Origin of the sequence: Neisseria sp. P0014.S002 (assembly GCF_051958295.1) — a bacterium.
Taxonomy (GTDB): Bacteria; Pseudomonadota; Gammaproteobacteria; order Burkholderiales; family Neisseriaceae; genus Neisseria; species Neisseria flavescens_B.
Genome location: NZ_JBQCVO010000002.1, coordinates 361,535 through 380,354, shown reverse-complemented (window position 1 = coordinate 380,354; position 18,820 = coordinate 361,535). Strand labels below are relative to the sequence as shown.

Below are 18,820 nucleotides of genomic sequence, written 5' to 3'. Positions count from 1 at the left end.
ATTCTTATAAAGTTTTTAATTCACGATCAATGTAGTAGAGCGCTGTACCACTTTCACCAAGAAGTTTGAATTTATCAACAATACTGTTAAATAATTTTTCTTCTTCATGCTGTTCAGCTACATACCATTGTAAGAAGTTAAAAGTAGAGTAATCCTTTTCTGCAAAAGTACTCTCAACTAACTCATTAATTTTAGATGTCACTAGTTTTTCGTGTTCAAGTGTTGTTTCAAAAACTTCTTTTAATGAAGCGTAATCGTGTTTAGGGGCGTCAATTTTACCTAACAAAGGCATTCCACTGGTTTCGCTCACATAAGTAAACAACTTTTGCATATGTTCCAATTCTTCATCGGCATGACGAAGTAAAAATGCTGCAGCGCCTTCATAACCATGTTTATGGCACCATGCACTCATTTGCAAATAGACATTTGATGAATACAACTCGAGATTAATTTGTTCGTTTAATTTTGCTGTAATTGACTTACTTAGCATAACTAACTCCTTTTCTCAATGCGGTTAATAGATGTATCACAATAAAAAATTTGTATTTGCGGATGAATTTTACTCATTTTATTGAGAATAGTCAATTTTATTTTATCAATTTTTATGTAACCCATTAATTTAAAAGGATTTTAAAAATAAATCATTCTCATTTGGTTCAATTTAATGAAATGAGTTATCAATATCTCCTTTGCCTAAATTCTCTAGAGAAATGATGAGGTGTTGGAAGGAGAATCGTAGATTTCCAAAGTTTTTTGCTCTCACTTATCAACTCCAAAATACTGGATAAATAGAAAACATGAAAATTCAATGTTTTTTATAGAATTACGCATCAAAGCGATATAGTTTCAAAGTAGGTTATCCTTAATATTTGAATGTGACAATTACCATTTATTATTTAACATAATATACATATTGTTGAAAAATCTACTGGTTAACTTCAATCAGGGAAAGCATGAAGAAGTTAGGAAGTTGGTTGGAAAGTTGATTAGGGTAGATTTTATTCAAATGAAAGACTAGGCTATGAAATCAAAATTTGTGTATAAGTTACTGGTAATTTCAAAGTACCTGTATATTTTAATTTGTATATCAATACCAATCGTTTTTATTTATGAAAGCTACCAAGGAGATAATGTTGATTTTATGATTTATATTCATGCTTTTATTATTTTTTCCATATTGGGCGTATTGACTCAATATTCTACATCTAATTTTTTTGAAAAGGAAAAATAACATGATTGAACTATCCATTGAGGATCTGGAACTAATTTATGGAGGAGGCTTAGGAGAGAGAATCCTTCAAGGAGGAGCAAATGGTGCATAAATAGGAGGATCAATTGGTGCAGGTATTGGTCTGGGTGTCGGTATAGCTTTTGGCAGTATTCCTGCCGGACCAGCTATTATGGTCGGTGGCACAATTGGTGCTGCTGTTGGTGCTGCAACTGGTATGGGTGTTGCAGCATATGAGTATTACCAAGAAACTCAGCCTAAAGGGACAGTAACGGTCGGTCCGATTTCTGCTTTTGCTGTGGACAAATCAGGAAACGGCTACACTGACGGCACAAATTAACACTGATATTTCTCATCGTTCAAACGATCTCTAGGGGTCATCTGAAACTTTCTTAACTTCAATTTTATGAATACACCCAAGCAACCCTTCTTCCGTCCTGAAGTCTCCGTTGCCCGCCAAACCAGTTGTTCCAACAAAAGGCCGTCTGAAACTTAATTTGCTAAAGTTTCAGACGGCCTCTCATTATTCGATAAAGATAACAGAAGTTCATTCGCCATATCCCCCATCTTTGCTACAATATCCCTTTTCTTTTTTATTGATTTCACTATGACAACCGCACCCCAATCCGGCACTTGGCGCAAGATTTTCTCGCGCAGTATGCTGATTTGTATCTTTACAGGCTTCACTTCGGGGCTGCCGCTTTATTTTCTGATCAACCTGATTCCGGCATGGTTGCGCAGCGAACACGTCGATTTGAAAACCATCGGCCTGATGGCACTCATCGGCCTGCCTTTTACTTGGAAATTTATCTGGTCTCCCGTCATCGATTTGGTCAGATTACCTTTTTTAGGACGGCGACGCGGTTGGATGCTGGTTACGCAAATTGGTTTGCTGCTGACCTTGCTCATTTACGCCTTCCTAAATCCTGCTCAGCATTTATATGTAATTATGGGCTTATCGTTAGTGGTCGCCTTTTTTTCTGCCAGCCAAGATATTGTATTGGATGCATTTCGCCGCGAAATTTTGTCAGATGAAGAATTAGGCTTAGGCAACTCTATCCACGTCAACGCCTACCGTATCGCAGCTTTGGTACCCGGCTCGCTCAGCTTGATTTTGGCCGACTTGATGCCTTGGCACAATGTATTCATCATCACGGCGCTGTTTATGTTACCCGGCCTGCTGATGACCCTGTTTTTAGCCAAAGAGCCTGACATTCCACCATCTGTGTCGCGTACATTTGCCCAAACGGTTTCCGACCCTTTCAGTGAGTTCTTCTCCCGCAAAGGCATCAAACAAGCCATATTGGTATTGCTGTTTATCTTCCTCTACAAACTGGGCGACAGTATGGCGACTTCCCTGGCAACGCCGTTTTATTTGGACATGGGCTTCAGCAAAACCGACATCGGCCTGATTGCCAAAAATGCCGGTTTATGGCCTGCCGTCATTGCCGGTATCGCCGGTGGTATTTGGATGTTGAAACTCGGTATCAACAGGGCTTTGTGGGTTTTCGGCGTGGCGCAATGGGTAACGATTCTAGGCTTTGCCTGGCTGGCGGGTTTCGGTAAATTTGAAACCATTACCCTGACGGAACAAATGATGCTTGCGGCCGTGATTGGTGCGGAAGCGGCAGGCGTAGGCTTGGGTACGGCGGCATTTGTCGCCTATATGGCCCGTGAAACCAATCCTGCTTTCACGGCCACACAATTGGCCCTCTTTACCAGCCTGTCAGCTGTTCCCCGTACATTTATCAATGCTTCGGCAGGCTATCTGATTGAAGCGATGGGTTACTTCAATTTCTACTGGCTGTGTTTTGCCCTGGGCATACCCGGCATGTTGCTGCTGTTTAAAGTGGCACCATGGAATGGCGAAAAAGTGAGTAACTAGATTGCCAGTCTAAAACATCTAGCAAAACAAAAGGCCGTCTGAATGTTCAGACGGCCTTTATCATACAAAAACTTTATTCTGCTTCAGGTTTGACAGTGCTGCGGACATCGCCGCTTTTTCCTTTATGTTTCAAAACAGCGCGGTCGAGTTTATCCATCAAAACATCAATCGCGGCGTACATATCCTGTTCAATCGCTTCAACGTGCAAATCTTTGCCTGCCAGATGGACATCGGCTTCGGCTTTTTGGCTGACTTTTTCCACCGAGAGCGTGATGGTCACGGAAATGATGTTGTCGGCGTGGCGGCTGATTCGTGCCAACTTGTCGGAAACGTAGTTTTTGATGGCTTCGGTAACATCAAAATTCAGACCGGTGATTTTCAGATTCATGATACAGCTCCTTCGGTTGGTTAGTCCGTCAAAACGGATCGGAATATATCTACTCGGTAAATTTTCGTTTGTGTGCCGGTGGTATGTCTAATGATTCTCTATATTTAGCCACTGTACGTCTGGCGATTTCAATGCCGCGTTGTTTTAATAATTTGACGAGGGTCTCGTCCGAATAGGGTCTGCTGCTGTCTTCGCTTTCAATCAGCTGGCTCAATACGGCTTTGATTGCGCCTTGGCTGAACCCTTCGCCGTCATCATCGGCATTCACTGCCTGTGTGAAGAAATAGCGTAACGCAAACAAACCGCGCGGGCAAGACAAATATTTCTGATTGGCGGCACGCGAGATGGTACTTTCCGCCAAACCCAATTCGGCGGCGGCATCTTTCATCAGCATGGGCGACAGTCCGATTTCTCCGAAGATGAAAAAATCTTCCTGATTTTTGACGATATACTCGGCAAGGCGGAGGACCGTGCTTTTCCGTAGCTCCAAAGAATCAATGCGCTGCTTGGCTTCGTTGATTTTTTCCTTCCACTCCGGTGCGCCCTCTTCCGCTGATTTCATCAGGTCGCAATACTCCTGATTCAGCTGCAGCTTCGGCCAAGCCGCCTCATTGCTGATGACTTCCCAGCCATCCTTGCCCTCTTTGACCCAAACATCAGGCTGAATATAAGGCGTAGGCGTGGCAGAGGCAAAACCGTAGGCCGGATAGGGATTGAGCTCGGCAATCATATCGAGCGCGGCTTCTATGGTTTCGCTGTCGGTATCGGGATAGAGTTTGCGGAAACGCAGAACGTTTTGTTTGCGGTTTTTGCCTAAGTCTTGAAGCGAACTTTGCACCAAATGCGCGGCCATTTGTCGGGCAGGAGAAGCCGGCAAACGCATCAGCTGCAGCATGAGCGACTCGGTCAAATCCGCTGCCGCCACGCCGGGCGGATCAAAGGTTTGCAATATATCCAGCGCATTTTGCAGGGCTTCTTCGTCCAGCATCCATTCTAACGGCGTGTGGTCGATGATTTCTTCGAGGCTGTCGGTGAGGTAGCCTTGCTCGTCCAAAAAATCAATTAAGACGTGAACATAGGCCGCTTCCACTTGCGAGAGCGGATGCTCGCACACTTGGGCATGCAGATAGTGTTTGAAATCCTCTTCTTCGGCGATGTTGCTCCAAATATCTTCGGCATCGTCGCCGCTCAACTGCTGACCTGCGCGCGGCATGGTGACGGCACGATTGAGCCCGCTATCGGCAAACTCATCGGTTTCCGGACGCTCAAGCAGAGGATTGTCTAACAACCAGTCTTCCACTTCGCGCTCAAGCTCAAGACCCGACATCTGCAAGATACGCAGAGACTGCTGCAGCCGCTGGTTGAGCTGCTGGGTCTGTTTGAGTTTAAGGACGAGTGAAGACATAGTGTTTTTTTCGAAGTGTATGGATAGTTTTTCAGACGGCCTTTGTACGGAGGGCCGTCTGAAAAACTAGGTTATCGGTATTATATTTGTATTCTTAGTAATTATTTCAATATTTAGAGCTACCCTCAATTAAAATGAGAGCCTCGTATGAAACCGGTTTTACGATTGCCGTCAAATATGCATTCAATATTTGAAATTTTCACCCAAGTAAACCGAACGGACTTGTTCATTGTTGACCAAATCATCCGGCTTGCCCGAAGCCAATACCGTGCCGTCGCTGATGATGTAGGCACGGTCGCAGATGCTGAGGGTTTCGCGCACGTTGTGGTCGGTAATCAATACGCCGATACCGCGTGATTTGAGAAACTCGATGATTTTCTGAATATCGATGACGGCAATCGGGTCAACGCCGGCAAAAGGTTCGTCCAACAAAATGAAACGCGGCTGCATGGCCAACACACGCGCGATTTCGACACGGCGGCGTTCGCCACCGGACAAAGACGGCGCAGGGTTGTTGCGCAGGCGTTCGATGTTTAAATCGGCCAACAGTTTTTCAAGTTCGGCATCGATGCGGCTTTTGTCCTTCATGCTGATTTCCAAAATGGCGCGGATATTTTGTTCCACGGTCATTTTGCGGAAAATCGAGGCTTCCTGCGGCAGATAGCCGACGCCGAGGCGGGCGCGTTCGTGAATGGGCAGGTGACGCAACTCTTGTCCGTCCAACATCACGCTGCCTGCATCGGCGGCAATCAGGCCGACAATCATGTAAAAGCTGGTGGTCTTACCCGCGCCGTTAGGGCCGAGCAGGCCGATGACTTCGCCGCTTTCGATTTCTAGGGAAAAGCTTTTGACGACTTGGCGTTTTTTGAAACTTTTTTGCAGGTTTTGAACCACAAGACGGCTGTTGTTTGCGCTCATATTCTGTTGACTTTCGATATTGACCTCAGGCCGTCTGAACCTTTTTCAGACGGCCTTTTTGTGTGTTTTCTTATTTGTTTTTTTGCGTGCTGGACGGCTGGATGACAACGCTGACACGGCCGGATTTGGCGGCGGATTTCACACCGGATTTAGCGCTGCCGTTGATGGTGTAAACCTCGGTTTTGGTGTTGTAAGTGATGACTGCACCTTCGGCCACATCGCCGCCGCGCTGTACTTTGGCATTGCCGGTCAGGGTAACCAGACTGGCTGCGGAAGAATACGTCACGGTATTGGCTTGGCCGTTGACCACGCCTTTGCCGCCGTCCAACTCTTGGCTGAATTTGACGGGCGAGCCGGTGGCTTTCATCAACTGCTCGCTTTTGTCGTTACGCGAAACAGTCACGCTGCCGGCACGGATATTGAGCGTGCCTTGTTTGATGATGACGTTGCCGGAAAAGGTGGTACTTTGGTTATTTTGGTCAAGCGAGCCTTGGTCGGCTTCGATTTGAATCGGCTGCTTGCTGTCGCTTTGCAGGGCAAAGGCCGGGCTGGCGGCAAAAACGGCAACAAGGGCTAAGGTTTTACAAATTTTTTGTATCATAAATTGTGGCTTTCACTTTGGAAGGGAAATTCAGCAAACCGGTTTTGTGGTCATAAGTCATGCCGTTTGCCTGACCGCCGGACTGTCCGTATTGGAAAGTAACGGGGCTGTCGGTATGGGCGTATTGCGCTTCGGTATCGACATTCAAACGTTCGGTTTTGATGATGCCGGCCAAACGCTTGGCATCTGCCGCTTTGTTTAAGACAACATTCTGTTCAAAAACGACTTTCTTGTTTTGAATATTGTACGCGGCCTTGTCGCTGCCGACTTCGTACAACAGGCTGCCGTCGCGGTAAAACGAAAGATGCGGTTTGTCCAAATGCACGTCCGCGCTATTCGGATATTGGACGGCATCGACCGCGCTCAGGTTTTCTTTCAGACGGCCTTCTTGGTCAAAACGTTTGCCGTTGATGCCTTTCATCGAATATTGCGGCTCATTCGGATTGAGAACGACTTCTTCGACTTGCACTTCGCTGATGCGGCCGAGCCACGCCGCCAATGCGCCGAGTGAAACGGCCAACACCAGCGGAAAGGCGATTCCGTAACGCCATCTGATTTTCATCGTACATACTCTTTCAAAGCAGGTTCAAGCGTACCTTGCGCCTGCATAATCAAATCGCACACTTCACGCACCGCGCCTGCGCCGCCGGAACATCGGGTTACATAATGGGCGTATTGCAAAGTAAACCAATGCGCTTCAGGGACGGCGACCGCCAATCCGCAACGCACCATCACGGGCAAATCGACAACATCGTCGCCGACAAAGGCGCACTCATGCTCCTCTACACCGGCCTGTTCGCGTAATTGGGCGTAGGCGGCACGTTTGTCGTGAATGCCTTTGAAGTAATAGTTGATGCCGAGCTGCTTCACGCGGATACCGACGGAAGGCGCATCGCGGCCGGTAATAATCGCCGTTTGCACGCCGCTGGCCTGAAGCATTTTCAAACCGTGTCCGTCCAAAGTGTGGAACGATTTGATTTCTTCACCGTTGTCGCGGATAAAAATGCGACCGTCGGTCAAAACGCCGTCCACATCCAGTATCAGCAGTTTGATACCTAAAGCGCGTCGTTGCAGGTCGGAAGAGAGGTTTTGCATAAGGTTTCCTTATTTCAGACGGCCTATTCTAGCATAAGGCCGTCTGAAAACGTTTTTGCCATCGTTTCAGACAATTCGTGCCATCAATAAATCATGCATGTTCAGCGCGCCAATCAGCATGCCGTTTTCTTCGACCACCAGCAAACCGTTCACATGGCCGCTTTGCATGGCTTTCAAAGCTTCAGTGGCAAGGCGGTCGGCAGAGATGGTTTTTGGAGAAGCGTGCATGATGTCGTCCACTTTCAAACCGGCAAAGCTGTCGCGTTCTTGAAACAGACGGCGCAAGTCACCATCGGTAAACACGCCTTTCAGACGGCCTTCGGCATCGGTTACCGCCAACATACCCAAGCCTTTTTCACTCATGCGGACAATGGCTTCTTTCAACGGCGTACCCAACAAAACGGCAGGCAGGGCTTCGTCTTTGTGCATGATATCCGCCACACGCAGCAACAGGCGTTTGCCCAAGCTGCCGGCCGGATGGCTCAACGCGAAATCGTCGGGCGTAAACGCACGCGCCTGCAGCAATACTACCGCTAGCGCATCGCCCAACGCCATTACGGCAGTCGTACTGGAAGTCGGCGCAAGGCCGAGCGGACAAGCTTCTTTGGAAACAGCCGCGGTAATATGGATATCGGCATGGCGCGCCATGGTCGAAGTCGGATGGGCAGTGATACAAATAAGCGTGATGTTTTTGCGTTTCAACGCCGGAATAATCGCCGCAATTTCATCGCTTTCGCCTGAATTGGAAATAGCAACCACGACATCGTGGTCCACAATCATGCCCAAATCGCCGTGTGCCGCTTCGGCAGGATGGACGAAAAACGCAGGCGTGCCGGTGGAAGCCATGGTTGCCGCCATTTTGCGGCCGATGTGTCCGGACTTGCCCATGCCGGTAATGACGACCCTACCCTTGCAGTGCAACAACGCTTCCGCCGCACGGACAAAATCATGGTCCAAAGCCGCCGCAATTTCACGCAAACCTTCGGCTTCCGTATCCAATACATCGCGCGCCCAGTCGAGATAAAGTGTGTTTTCCGCCATCAAAGCTACCTTTCATGCTTGAATTTAGGTTTGTTTTGCCCAAATTAATCGGCTGTAAACTGTTCAAATTCATCGAATCGGCGTAGCATTACCGCCACTTCACAAACAAACCTATTATGTAAAAGGAATCAGAGATGACTATTTTATCGGACGTTAAAGCATTAGGACAACAAATCTGGTTGGACAATCTCTCCCGTTCGCTGGTACAAAGCGGCGAGTTGGCAGAAATGCTGAAGCAAGGTGTGTGTGGCGTAACTTCCAATCCTGCCATTTTCCAAAAAGCCTTTGCCGGAGATGCCCTGTACGCCGATGAAGTAGCCGCGCTCAAACAGCAAGACCTGACCCCGAAACAACGCTACGAAACCATGGCGGTTGCCGATGTGCAAGCCGCCTGCGACGTGTGCCTTGCCGAACACGAATCCACCGGCGGCAAAACAGGCTTCGTCAGCCTCGAAGTTTCGCCTGAACTATCCAAAGACGCACAAGGCACGGTTGAAGAAGCGCGCCGCCTGCACGCCGCCATCGGCCGTAAAAATGTCATGATTAAAGTACCGGCAACCGACGAAGGCATCGAAGCGCTTGAAACCCTTGTTTCAGACGGCATCAGCGTTAACCTAACCCTGCTCTTCTCCCGCGCCCAAACCCTCAAAGCCTATGCGGCCTACGCGCGCGGCATTGCCAAACGTTTGGAAGCAGGACATGACGTTTCCCATATCCAAGTTGTCGCCAGCTTCTTTATTTCCCGTGTCGATGCCGCATTGGACGCTACCCTACCCGACCACCTCAAAGGCAAAGTCTCCATTGCGCTGGCCAAAGCCGCCTATCAAGATTGGGCGCAATACTTCGGCAGCAGCGAATTTGCCGCACTTGCCGACAAAGGTGCCAACCGCGTACAACTTCTGTGGGCATCTACCGGCGTGAAAAACCCTGCCTATCCTGACACTTTATACGTTGACAGCCTGATTGGCGCCCATACCGTCAACACCGTTCCCGATGCCACACTCAAAGCCTTTATCGACCACGGCACCGCCAAAGCCACGTTGACTGAAGGTGTGGACGAAGCCCAAGCGCAGCTCGCCGAAACCGCGAAACTTGGCATCGATGTCGAAACCTTGGCAACTCGTTTGCAGGAAGACGGTTTGAAACAATTTGAAGACGCTTTCGCCAAACTACTGGCGCCCTTGGCTTAAGCGGATTGAACGGACGGCCGAGAAACTTAAATCATTTTGAAAAGTCTCAGGCCGTCTGAAAACCAAATTCGGGCGTGTACGGCACGCCCTTTTCTATCACGATTTGAACACCGTGCAGGCATACCATCCCTGCCCTACAAAACCACCCTGCCATGTATATAGGACGTTTCGCCCCCAGCCCTACCGGCCTGCTTCATATCGGCTCCCTACTGACCGCCGTCGCCTCCTATGCCGACGCGCGCGCTCATCAAGGCAAATGGCTGGTCCGCATTGAAGACCTTGACCCCCCGCGCGAAATGCCCGGCGCCGCTGCCGACATTTTGCGCACGCTTGAGGCTTTCGGCTTTGAGTGGGACGGCGAAGTCGCCTATCAAAGCCGCCGTTACAACCTATATCAAGACACCCTCGACCGCCTCAAAGCAGCCGGGCTGGTGTATCCCTGCTATTGCAGCCGCAAAGACTGGCAGGCGGCGGCAACACATGGCGCAGACGGATTTGTGTATAACGGCCGTTGCCGCAATCCTCAGCAAAGACCCGTCACGCAAAACAAAACTCCGGCATGGCGCATTCAAGTTCCCGATCGTGTAATCGGTTTTTCAGACGGCATTGTCGGACATTACGCACAAAATCTGGCACACGACATCGGCGATTTTGTCCTGCTTCGTGCCGACGGCTATTGGGCATACCAGCTTGCCGTGGTTGCCGACGATGCCGATCAAGGCATAACGCATATTGTCCGCGGTCAGGACTTGCTAGTTTCCACGCCGCGCCAAATCTATCTGCAACAATGCCTCGGCATTCCCACACCGGCCTACGCCCACCTTCCTCTATTGACCAACAGCCAAGGGCAAAAGTGGTCGAAACAAACCCTTGCCCCGGCTTTGGATTTGAATCAAAAAGAACAACTCCTCCGCCAAGTCCTAACCTACCTCAACCTACCCGATGCACCTGCTGTGAACCATCCTCAAGAATTGCTCGATTGGGCGGTGGCACACTGGCAAATGGACAAAATCCCAAAATCGTCCATTATCACAGACTGAATTAGCATGATTACAACAAAATTACTCTAGGTATTACAATATTTCATAAAATTATGTAAGTAATCTTCCGATTCATCCCAAACCATGCCCAAGAAGCGAAGAAATCATGTATATTTCAAAAATTTCCTAAAATTGTCACAAACTGATAATTTCAAGGTTGTAACAACATACGGCTGACGCGTTATTGAGGATGACAAAACGCGGCAGATCTCCCACGATACAACAAAAAGAATACCGCTATGCCAAGTGCCATTATTGTAGAAGACGAAGTATTAGCAGCAGAACGCTTACGTGTATTATTGGAAGAGTGCAATGTCGTACTGCTGAACGTCTTTCACCATGCCATGCCAGCATTGGAGTGGCTGAGCGTCCACGAAGTCGACATCGTCTTTGCCGACATCGGCATGCCGGAAATCGACGGTCTCGAATTTGTCGAACGCATTAAGCGTACCGCCAAGCGCCAGCCGGAAATTGTATTCACCACAGCCTACGAAGAACACGCCCTGCGCGCGTTCGAGCTGGCTGCCGCAGACTATCTGCTCAAACCGATCAAAATGACCCGCCTGCAAACCGCGCTTGACCGCATCATCGAGAAAAACCGCGAAAAAGCAGACAGCTTCACTCATTTCAAAGTGTACAACCGCGAGCGTATGGTTGAAATCCCATGGCAACAGGCGCGTTACCTGATGGCGGAACACAAAACCGTCTATCTGTTTACCGGCGACGGCCACAGCTACGAATTACCGAAGACCTTGGTTTACTGGGAAGAATTACTGGGCGACAAAGTCATCCGCATCCACCGCAATGCCCTCGTCTTCCGCCATACCCTCGACAGCCTGATTCGACTGGACGGCGAAGAAAACGACGAATCCGCATCCACATGGGGCGCAAAAATTCTCGATATTCCGACCCCGCTGCCCGTCAGCCGCCGACAACTGTCCACCCTGAGAAAAATCATTAAGAACAGCATCTAACAATGCGCTCCTTGATTAGCTCTTTTTAAATCAAAGGCCGTCTGAAAAATATCTTTTCAGACGGCCTTTTAACTTCTCAGCTAAATAGTAGAAAATTAAAAAAGAATAGTCCAAATCTGTCGTTTAGCTCTATCCAAGCTTTCAATTTGATCAAACCTTGTTTTGCCCTCAAACAAGCTTTTCTATCCACCAATCCAACATCTTTGAATTACTACTACTCAGCAGAAAAGGCCGTCTGAAAAATTCAGACGGCCTCGATACTTAAGCCTTACAGATTAAAAGAACAATTCACGCCAGCTGATGCGTTTGAGTCCGCATGTACGGCCTTGAACTTCCAGACTGTCCAATTGATTGGACAAGAGACTGCGATCGCCTTTGGTTGCAAAACATTTATTGTTTGGCACGCTCGGCGTAGCATTCAGCTCCTTATCCGTACCTGTGCCGCCGCTATCGCCATCGGCAGTGACCGGAGAATCGTCGGCTTTGCTGGAATTCATATAAGTAAAGTTGATAACGCCATCAAAAGTCATACCGTTGGCGTAATAAATCTGACCATTATTTTCACGTTTGATAAACTTACGGTCCTTGCTGGAGATACGCGCATCACGCAAGCCCAAACGGCCGCCATTTTCAGCATTTACGCCCAAAATAATCGTTTTCGCTGTCGTTTGTGTGGATGTACTGTCCGGCAAACAAACATCGGTACTGGAAGAATCAGTATGAATTGTTTTGGTTTCATACTTGCGGATGGTCACAACGGCTGTACGCAAAATCATCGTCGGCTTGACAGTCACACGTTCATTCGGACCCAAAGTCAGGCTCCATCCTTTTTTGCCTTCGCCAACCTTATTATTGCTGACATAAATGTGTTCACCGTCACTTTCTCTGGTTTGCTGTTCCAACTCACTGCTGTTTGCCAAAACTGCTTTTTTGGATTCATCAGTAGACACATCGTCGTAAATACCGTAAACGGCATTGATTTGACCGTTGGTATTATTCAATTCATTCTGATAAATCTCGCTACCCGTACCAAAAATAACGACATACTTATCTTTACTGCGGCGTGATACCGCAGGCGCAGACGTAATCGGCTGATTACCCGAACCTTGGAAAATCATTTGCGCAGACCATTTGGACGGTGTTTCACCACTCAAGTCAAAGCGGAACATATTGCCGTAACGGTCGCCAGCATAAGCAATATCGACAATACCGTCAAAATCGGTGTCTACCAAAGTAGGGGTAGAGAGGCCGCCTTTGCCATTCGGTGCAGGAATTTTGGCCAAGAGATTACCGGCACTAGAAACACTTTTACCGGTATCTTGCGTACCCGCTTCTTTACCTGTCATATCATAGATATACAAAGCCGTTTCATTGTCGGCACTGTTCACATCTTCAGTACGATAGCCGCTGGCCAAGAAACCCGCATAACGCACATCAGATTTGAGATTGACCGGAGTGGTATCGCGCTTGATGGAAACACGGCCGATTTGCGTCGAACCAATGGTATAACCCAGCTTATTACCAGAGCCTTTTTCTGTTTCAAACAGAGGCACAGTCGTATTCCAACCACTACGATCACTATTAGCCACTGCACCAATATTCAACGCATACGCACCGCGTCCGCCCTGACCCATCGCACCAAACATAAAGGTTTGCTTATCAGGTGTTTGACGAAGAACAAAACCACCATTGACCATATAGCGGTGTGGCGTGCCGGAGCCGTAACCATCGCGTGCAATATCTTTCAGAACTTTGCCCAAAGTTGTCGTTTGACCTTGATCGTCCTCGCGCTCCATACCTGCCGGAATATAGCTGAGTTTCAAGTCATAAGGGTTGCTAGACGTACCATTACGGAAAATATGTACCATACCATCATTGGCAGCCGCGACCAAAAACTCTTGACGGCCTTTATCCTTATTCCCAATAGCAGCAACCGAACCATCTAAGATATCGCCCAAATTACGTTCATCTTTATTTGGATCATTAGGGTCAGTCGGACGGATACGATAAGACTGGCTATAATCTTTTGCTCCTGCATCCGCTTTAATGGCTTCATCACTCCCTGCTCGGCCAGTCCATTTCAGCAATGCATTTTTCCATTCCAACTTATCTTTTGCACTGCCGTCTGAAATGCCAAAATCGGCATTTGAAGCCTCATTGTCTGCAACTCTATCGATGAAATAGGTCTTACGGCCATCATTAACCAAAGTGCGGCGGTTATTAAATGATGGCTGGTCAAACTCTGTCGTATTGATAGGCGTACCATTGCGGTTTAATTTATAAAACCGCAACTGACTGCTCCAAGAGCCGGTATTTAAATGAACCGTTGCCGCCATATCGGGAATACCTGTACTGGTCGTTGCCGGCGCAGTTGAGGATACTCCTTCAAATTTCGTATTTTTACTGTCATTTTCAATATTGCTGACAATCGTTTTAAAGGCCTCAAGCAACTTTTCAGGTTTTGAGGCATTAAAATACCATTCCGGGCGACTGGCACCCTTTTCCAGATACTTCTTCCCGACTGGAGAGATTCCCTCACCAAAGCCCACGGTAAAAGTCTGAACCAATTGCTTGCTGTAATCTACGCCTTTGGGATCGCTTGGATCGCCATCCCAGCTCTTACCTGCATCATCTTTGCCATCTTTTTCTGTTTTGATGTCTTTTTCTGCCAAAGTCTGGCTGAAGAAACGCATACCGCGTTTTTCATCCTTATAGTTCCTATCCCAATAAGGAACAAAGGGGTCGCCAAGGCCTTGGACTTCTCGTTTACCATCTTTTTCACCTAAAAGCACCCAATTCCCTGAATCATCTTTTGCATAATCAGGATATTGACATTGAAACTTTTTCTCCCCTTCAGGAGTATTCAATCTCGGATCATAATTTAGCAGATCAAAATATCCTTCAAGGTCGTTTCCTGAAAAATATTTGCCTTTCCTATGTTTATCTTCATCTTCATAAGCTTTTACTTCAGACTGCCCGAAATATTGGTATGCAAGTGTATTTGCACTACGTTCAATACGATGGTAATAGTTTGAATAGTAATAATCCCGATCATAGTTGAAGTTAGTATTACGAGAGAAGCGAGGATCCTCACCAGAAGCCTGATTACTACAACTCATATTGGCATCACCGTCCGACATCACAATCACATAGGACTTCTGACAACGGTATTTGATATTGGGCATCACAAAGTTTTTGACTACTTCATAATAACGGCGCGTGATTGGCGTAGCATGGCCGGGATTAATACCATCTACCCTCCTTTGAACGTCCTGCCAATTATTAGTAAAGCCCTCCTCATCCTGAGTATCGGTATGACCATTGTTATGCAGGGTTTGCAAACCCCATTGGAATCGTTGTTTTTCTCCATACTCTTTCAATACCGATTTTAGAGCCTCCTTAGTAATCGTTATTCTTTTATCAGCCTGTACAGATGTCTCCTTACCTTGCACATTCCGTTGCATACTGCCCGAGTCATCAATCAAAAACATAATATTGTGTTTGACTTTAGGCTGGCCGCTGACGTCGGTTTTGTTTTGCAGGTAAAAAGGGGTTTGGGCAAATTGTTGCGTATTTGCCTGAACAGAAAGACTGATGAGTGCTAAAGCGGAAGCGACGCTTGCATGAATGAGGCGATGGCGGCCTGATGGAGCGTTTTGCATAATGTGTTCTTTTTTCATCGGATAATCTCAGCTAAAAATGACATTGTTTTTATTTTTTATAAGGCTACGATTTTAGCATAAATAGCCTGTTTCATGTTTGATTCGGCTGAATTTCCCTACACCTGCATTTCAAACACAACAAAAATGAAACAATCTGCCTGCTCAGTTTTCAGACGGCCTGACTGAATATTTAGTTCAACTTTATTCATCAAGCATTCCAAAAGCAAGGGGCTGTACCGTAAAGATAAAACGTTTTTAAATTATCGATTATTTGCTCTACGCTTGAAATTCCTATTACTTTGACTTAAAATACACTGCTTCTACGGCATAGACCGCTATGTCTGAAAAAGCACGTTACACAGCAAAATCAAAGCTGCGGAGCGTGTTTTTTTTTAGCCGAGATTTCCGAAGGCTGTCTTTTTTGTAAACAATTTTTATTTTTCAGACGGCCTGACCCATTTTTTTTCGAACCGACCATCATCAGGCAAACAGGATTCCATCATGACCACTCCGGCTCTTCTCGTTCTCGCTGACGGCAGCGTATTTCACGGCACATCAATCGGTTACGAAGGTTCGACTTCCGGCGAAGTCGTGTTCAACACTTCCATGACCGGCTATCAGGAAATCCTGACCGACCCTTCCTACTGCAAACAAATCGTTACCCTCACCTACCCCCACATCGGCAACACCGGCACCAACGCCGAAGATGAAGAAAGCCGCAGCGTTTACGCCGCCGGTTTGATTATCCGCGACCTGCCGCTCTTGCACAGCAACTTCCGCGCATCCGAAAGCCTGCACGACTATTTGGTACGCAACAAAACCGTCGCCATCGCCGATATCGATACCCGCCGCCTGACCACCCTGTTGCGTGAAAAAGGCTCGCAAGGCGGTGCAATTCTGACCGGCGTGGACGCTACGGTTGAAAAAGCGCAAGAACTGATTGCTGCATTCGGCAGCATGGTCGGCAAAGACTTGGCAAAAGAAGTTTCCTGCACAGAAACTTACGAATGGACCGAAGGCGAATGGGAATTGGGCAAAGGTTTCGTTACACCTTCCGAACGTCCTTACCACGTCGTCGCCTACGATTTCGGCGTCAAAACCAACATCCTGCGTATGCTCGCCTCACGTGGCTGCCGCCTGACTGTCGTTCCCGCACAAACCAGCGCGGAAGACGTCTTGGCACTCAATCCTGACGGCGTATTCCTGTCCAACGGCCCCGGCGACCCCGAGCCTTGCGACTACGCCATCAAAGCCGTACAAAAACTGATGGAAAGCGGCAAACCGATTTTCGGCATTTGCTTGGGACACCAGTTGATCAGCCTCGCTATCGGCGCAAAAACCTTGAAAATGCGCTTCAGCCATCACGGTGCCAACCACCCTGTACAAGATTTAGACAGCGGCAAAGTCGTCATCACCAGCCAAAACCACGGTTTCGCCGTCGATGCCGACACCCTGCCCGCCAACGCAAGGATTACCCACAAATCCTTGTTCGACAACACCTTGCAAGGCATCGAACTGACAGACAAACCTGTATTCTGCTTCCAAGGCCACCCCGAAGCCAGCCCGGGCCCGCAAGACGTCGGCTATCTATTCGACAAATTCATTGACAATATCAAAGCAGCAAAACAATAAAGCTGATTTTTTCAGACGGCCACACTCAACTCGACAACAGGCCGTCTGAAAACCAAACTTCAAAAATATAAATTCAGCCCCCTCTCAACATCTGTACAGCCTGAAAACCCAATCGTCTAATCAGAAAGGAAAACCAATGACTGAAAAACAAATGCACATTCTTTCCGTCACCGCCACCCTGGCCGGCGTCGGTATGTACGTTTCTTATATCCCGCAAATCCAAAACAACCTTGCCGGCAACCCCGGCTCGCCGTTGCAACCCCTCGTCGCCGCCATCAACTGCACATTATGGTTTGCCTACGGCTTTTTGAAAGAAAAACGCGACTACCCCATCATACTGGCAAACGCCCCAGGCATTATTTTGGGTTTGATTACATTTATCACTAGTTTTTAAGGAAGTTTTCAGACGGCCTGTGCAAATCAACATCTGTACAGCCTGAAAACCCAATCGTCTAATCAGAAAGGAAAACCAATGACTGAAAAACAAATGCACATTCTTTCCGTCACCGCCACCCTGGCCGGCGTCGGTATGTACGTTTCTTATATCCCGCAAATCCAAAACAACCTTGCCGGCAACCCCGGCTCGCCGTTGCAACCCCTCGTCGCCGCCATCAACTGCACATTATGGTTTGCCTACGGCTTTTTGAAAGAAAAACGCGACTACCCCATCATACTGGCAAACGCCCCAGGCATTATTTTGGGTTTGATTACATTTATCACTAGTTTTTAAGGAAGTTTTCAGACGGCCTGTGCAAAATAAAAACGCAAACGGTCGTCTGAAAAAAGTGGCCAAAATATCAATAGCAGGAATTTTTCAGGTAGTTTTTTATCGCAAGGCAGATGGAACAAACCCCGCGAGCGTTTTTTCAGACGGCCTTTAATATGTACCGCAAGGCACGCACGCGATGGGTTAAAGTGCAGGGAAAATGGAGAACGCGTGCGTATCGCACGCACCCTGCATACAAGCTAATAGCTTGCTATCTAAATACATTTGAGGAAAAAAGAATATGGACAAGTTTTCATCTGAAGTTTGCAAAGCCCTTGCATATTACGTTTACCGCTTAATTGACCCAAGAAATGGTGAAACTTTTTATGTAGGCAAAGGCAAAGACAACCGGGTTTTTGAACATTTGAAACAATGTTTGAAAATAGCGGAAGATGGCGAAGATGAACTGAATTTAAAATATAGTAGGATTCGCGCTATCCAAAAAGCCAAATTGGAAGTTATCCATGTCATTCATCGACATGGCATGAATGAGAAAACCGCTTTTGAAGTAGAAGCTGCTTTAATAGATGCCTATCCGGGGCTATCAAATGAACAAAGCGGACATGGCAATAGTGAATTTGGTTCGATGCATGTATCTGAAATACAAGATAAATACGATGCACCTGTTGCACAATTTGACAGCGATCATAATCTATTGATTATTAATATTAATCGTTCTTTAGATAAAGAAAAATCGGCTTATGATGCTGTTCGCCTAGCCTGGCGGCCTGATGTTGAGCGGGCAAAACGTGCGCATTACATCTTGGCGGTTGAAAAAGGCTTAATTGTGGATGTTTTACAAGCGCATGAATGGCTGCCAGCTACTAAGGAAAATTTTCCTGAGCTTAATGAAACCATAGTAGGACGTTTTGGTTTTCACGGCGAATCACTTTCTAAAAATGATGAAGTCCGCCAAAAATACCAACGTAAAAGGCTGCCTGAAGAATATCGTAAACGGGGTGCCAGCAATCCCGTTAAATATAGTTTTAAATAAC

General features: G+C 47.3%; 18 protein-coding genes. 9 read left to right on the top strand and 9 right to left on the bottom strand.

Going from position 1 to position 18,820, the window contains the following annotated elements; genetic code table 11:
• Nucleotides 1-4: 4 nt before the first annotated feature.
• Nucleotides 5-490 carry a non-heme ferritin gene (gene ftnA / locus ACTHSX_RS04075; protein ID WP_003686837.1) on the bottom strand — a complete coding sequence of 162 codons (486 nt, stop codon included), beginning with the start codon at nt 488-490 and terminating at the stop codon, nt 5-7.
• A 910-nt stretch (nt 491-1,400) separates the two neighbouring features.
• On the opposite strand from ftnA, the gene ACTHSX_RS04070 reads away from it, so the two are divergent.
• Together ACTHSX_RS04070 and ACTHSX_RS04065 are read left to right on the top strand one after the other, a co-directional pair.
• Nucleotides 1,401-1,568: a hypothetical protein gene (locus ACTHSX_RS04070; RefSeq protein WP_250591804.1), complete on the top strand. Its 168-nt coding sequence runs from the start codon at nt 1,401-1,403 to the stop codon at nt 1,566-1,568.
• Between the two features lie 267 nt (nt 1,569-1,835).
• The gene (locus ACTHSX_RS04065) at nt 1,836-3,113 is read left to right on the top strand and encodes an AmpG family muropeptide MFS transporter (RefSeq protein ID WP_440376888.1); all 1,278 of its coding nucleotides are present in this window, start codon (nt 1,836-1,838) and stop codon (nt 3,111-3,113) included.
• Nucleotides 3,114-3,186: 73 nt separating this feature from the next.
• On the opposite strand, the gene hpf is transcribed toward ACTHSX_RS04065, so the two are convergent.
• The 7 genes from hpf to ACTHSX_RS04030 form a co-directional block, all read right to left on the bottom strand.
• Nucleotides 3,187-3,501: a ribosome hibernation-promoting factor, HPF/YfiA family gene (gene hpf / locus ACTHSX_RS04060; protein ID WP_440376887.1), complete on the bottom strand. Its 315-nt coding sequence runs from the start codon at nt 3,499-3,501 to the stop codon at nt 3,187-3,189.
• Between the two features lie 49 nt (nt 3,502-3,550).
• A complete protein-coding gene (gene rpoN, locus ACTHSX_RS04055) occupies nt 3,551-4,906 on the bottom strand; it encodes an RNA polymerase factor sigma-54 (protein WP_440376886.1) in 1,356 nt (451 codons plus the stop codon).
• A 183-nt stretch (nt 4,907-5,089) separates the two neighbouring features.
• A complete protein-coding gene (lptB, locus tag ACTHSX_RS04050; protein WP_003679854.1) occupies nt 5,090-5,824 on the bottom strand; it encodes an LPS export ABC transporter ATP-binding protein in 735 nt (244 codons plus the stop codon).
• A gap of 70 nt (nt 5,825-5,894) precedes the next feature.
• Nucleotides 5,895-6,425 carry a lipopolysaccharide transport periplasmic protein LptA gene (lptA, locus tag ACTHSX_RS04045; RefSeq protein ID WP_049328829.1) on the bottom strand — a complete coding sequence of 177 codons (531 nt, stop codon included), beginning with the start codon at nt 6,423-6,425 and terminating at the stop codon, nt 5,895-5,897.
• Nucleotides 6,406-6,987 (bottom strand): LPS export ABC transporter periplasmic protein LptC, encoded by a 582-nt coding sequence (lptC, locus tag ACTHSX_RS04040; protein WP_440376885.1) that lies wholly within the window; start codon nt 6,985-6,987, stop codon nt 6,406-6,408. The genes lptA and lptC overlap by 20 nt, the downstream gene beginning before the upstream one ends.
• Nucleotides 6,984-7,520 (bottom strand): KdsC family phosphatase, encoded by a 537-nt coding sequence (locus tag ACTHSX_RS04035; protein ID WP_440376884.1) that lies wholly within the window; start codon nt 7,518-7,520, stop codon nt 6,984-6,986. Before ACTHSX_RS04035 ends, lptC begins: the two co-directional genes overlap by 4 nt.
• Before the next feature lie 66 nt (nt 7,521-7,586).
• Nucleotides 7,587-8,561, bottom strand: a complete 975-nt coding sequence (locus ACTHSX_RS04030) for a KpsF/GutQ family sugar-phosphate isomerase (RefSeq protein WP_440376883.1) — start codon at nt 8,559-8,561, stop codon at nt 7,587-7,589.
• A gap of 134 nt (nt 8,562-8,695) precedes the next feature.
• Between ACTHSX_RS04030 and tal the strand changes: the two genes are divergently transcribed.
• The 3 genes from tal to ACTHSX_RS04015 all read left to right on the top strand — a co-directional run bounded on the left by tal (nt 8,696) and on the right by ACTHSX_RS04015 (nt 11,765).
• Nucleotides 8,696-9,751, top strand: a complete 1,056-nt coding sequence (tal, locus tag ACTHSX_RS04025) for a transaldolase (protein ID WP_440376882.1) — start codon at nt 8,696-8,698, stop codon at nt 9,749-9,751.
• Nucleotides 9,752-9,903: 152 nt separating this feature from the next.
• Complete coding sequence (gene gluQRS / locus ACTHSX_RS04020; RefSeq protein ID WP_440376881.1) at nt 9,904-10,791, top strand: tRNA glutamyl-Q(34) synthetase GluQRS; 888 nt, start codon at nt 9,904-9,906, stop codon at nt 10,789-10,791.
• 239 nt (nt 10,792-11,030) lie between these two features.
• Nucleotides 11,031-11,765, top strand: a complete 735-nt coding sequence (locus tag ACTHSX_RS04015; RefSeq protein WP_295860978.1) for a LytR/AlgR family response regulator transcription factor — start codon at nt 11,031-11,033, stop codon at nt 11,763-11,765.
• A 275-nt stretch (nt 11,766-12,040) separates the two neighbouring features.
• On the opposite strand, the gene pilC is transcribed toward ACTHSX_RS04015, so the two are convergent.
• The gene (gene pilC, locus ACTHSX_RS04010; protein WP_440376880.1) at nt 12,041-15,445 is read right to left on the bottom strand and encodes a PilC family type IV pilus tip adhesin; all 3,405 of its coding nucleotides are present in this window, start codon (nt 15,443-15,445) and stop codon (nt 12,041-12,043) included.
• A gap of 483 nt (nt 15,446-15,928) precedes the next feature.
• On the opposite strand from pilC, the gene carA reads away from it, so the two are divergent.
• The 4 genes from carA (at nt 15,929) to ACTHSX_RS03990 (ending at nt 18,819) form a co-directional block, all read left to right on the top strand.
• Nucleotides 15,929-17,059: a glutamine-hydrolyzing carbamoyl-phosphate synthase small subunit gene (gene carA, locus ACTHSX_RS04005; protein WP_440376879.1), complete on the top strand. Its 1,131-nt coding sequence runs from the start codon at nt 15,929-15,931 to the stop codon at nt 17,057-17,059.
• 136 nt (nt 17,060-17,195) lie between these two features.
• The gene (locus tag ACTHSX_RS04000; RefSeq protein WP_049225703.1) at nt 17,196-17,453 is read left to right on the top strand and encodes a SemiSWEET family transporter; all 258 of its coding nucleotides are present in this window, start codon (nt 17,196-17,198) and stop codon (nt 17,451-17,453) included.
• A 78-nt stretch (nt 17,454-17,531) separates the two neighbouring features.
• Entirely contained in the window at nt 17,532-17,789 is a 258-nt protein-coding gene (locus tag ACTHSX_RS03995; RefSeq protein ID WP_049225703.1) for a SemiSWEET family transporter, read from the top strand.
• Between the two features lie 277 nt (nt 17,790-18,066).
• Entirely contained in the window at nt 18,067-18,819 is a 753-nt protein-coding gene (locus ACTHSX_RS03990) for an LEM-3-like GIY-YIG domain-containing protein (RefSeq protein WP_440376878.1), read from the top strand.
• Nucleotide 18,820: the final 1 nt, after the last annotated feature.

Coding starts and splice junctions, on each gene's coding strand:
- ftnA (WP_003686837.1), bottom strand. CDS start 490: ATGCTAAGTAAGTCAATTACAGCAAAATTAAACGAACAAATTAATCTC.
- ACTHSX_RS04070 (WP_250591804.1), top strand. CDS start 1,401: ATGGTCGGTGGCACAATTGGTGCTGCTGTTGGTGCTGCAACTGGTATG.
- ACTHSX_RS04065 (WP_440376888.1), top strand. CDS start 1,836: ATGACAACCGCACCCCAATCCGGCACTTGGCGCAAGATTTTCTCGCGC.
- hpf (WP_440376887.1), bottom strand. CDS start 3,501: ATGAATCTGAAAATCACCGGTCTGAATTTTGATGTTACCGAAGCCATC.
- rpoN (WP_440376886.1), bottom strand. CDS start 4,906: ATGTCTTCACTCGTCCTTAAACTCAAACAGACCCAGCAGCTCAACCAG.
- lptB (WP_003679854.1), bottom strand. CDS start 5,824: ATGAGCGCAAACAACAGCCGTCTTGTGGTTCAAAACCTGCAAAAAAGT.
- lptA (WP_049328829.1), bottom strand. CDS start 6,425: ATGATACAAAAAATTTGTAAAACCTTAGCCCTTGTTGCCGTTTTTGCC.
- lptC (WP_440376885.1), bottom strand. CDS start 6,987: ATGAAAATCAGATGGCGTTACGGAATCGCCTTTCCGCTGGTGTTGGCC.
- ACTHSX_RS04035 (WP_440376884.1), bottom strand. CDS start 7,520: ATGCAAAACCTCTCTTCCGACCTGCAACGACGCGCTTTAGGTATCAAA.
- ACTHSX_RS04030 (WP_440376883.1), bottom strand. CDS start 8,561: ATGGCGGAAAACACACTTTATCTCGACTGGGCGCGCGATGTATTGGAT.
- tal (WP_440376882.1), top strand. CDS start 8,696: ATGACTATTTTATCGGACGTTAAAGCATTAGGACAACAAATCTGGTTG.
- gluQRS (WP_440376881.1), top strand. CDS start 9,904: ATGTATATAGGACGTTTCGCCCCCAGCCCTACCGGCCTGCTTCATATC.
- ACTHSX_RS04015 (WP_295860978.1), top strand. CDS start 11,031: ATGCCAAGTGCCATTATTGTAGAAGACGAAGTATTAGCAGCAGAACGC.
- pilC (WP_440376880.1), bottom strand. CDS start 15,445: ATGAAAAAAGAACACATTATGCAAAACGCTCCATCAGGCCGCCATCGC.
- carA (WP_440376879.1), top strand. CDS start 15,929: ATGACCACTCCGGCTCTTCTCGTTCTCGCTGACGGCAGCGTATTTCAC.
- ACTHSX_RS04000 (WP_049225703.1), top strand. CDS start 17,196: ATGACTGAAAAACAAATGCACATTCTTTCCGTCACCGCCACCCTGGCC.
- ACTHSX_RS03995 (WP_049225703.1), top strand. CDS start 17,532: ATGACTGAAAAACAAATGCACATTCTTTCCGTCACCGCCACCCTGGCC.
- ACTHSX_RS03990 (WP_440376878.1), top strand. CDS start 18,067: ATGGACAAGTTTTCATCTGAAGTTTGCAAAGCCCTTGCATATTACGTT.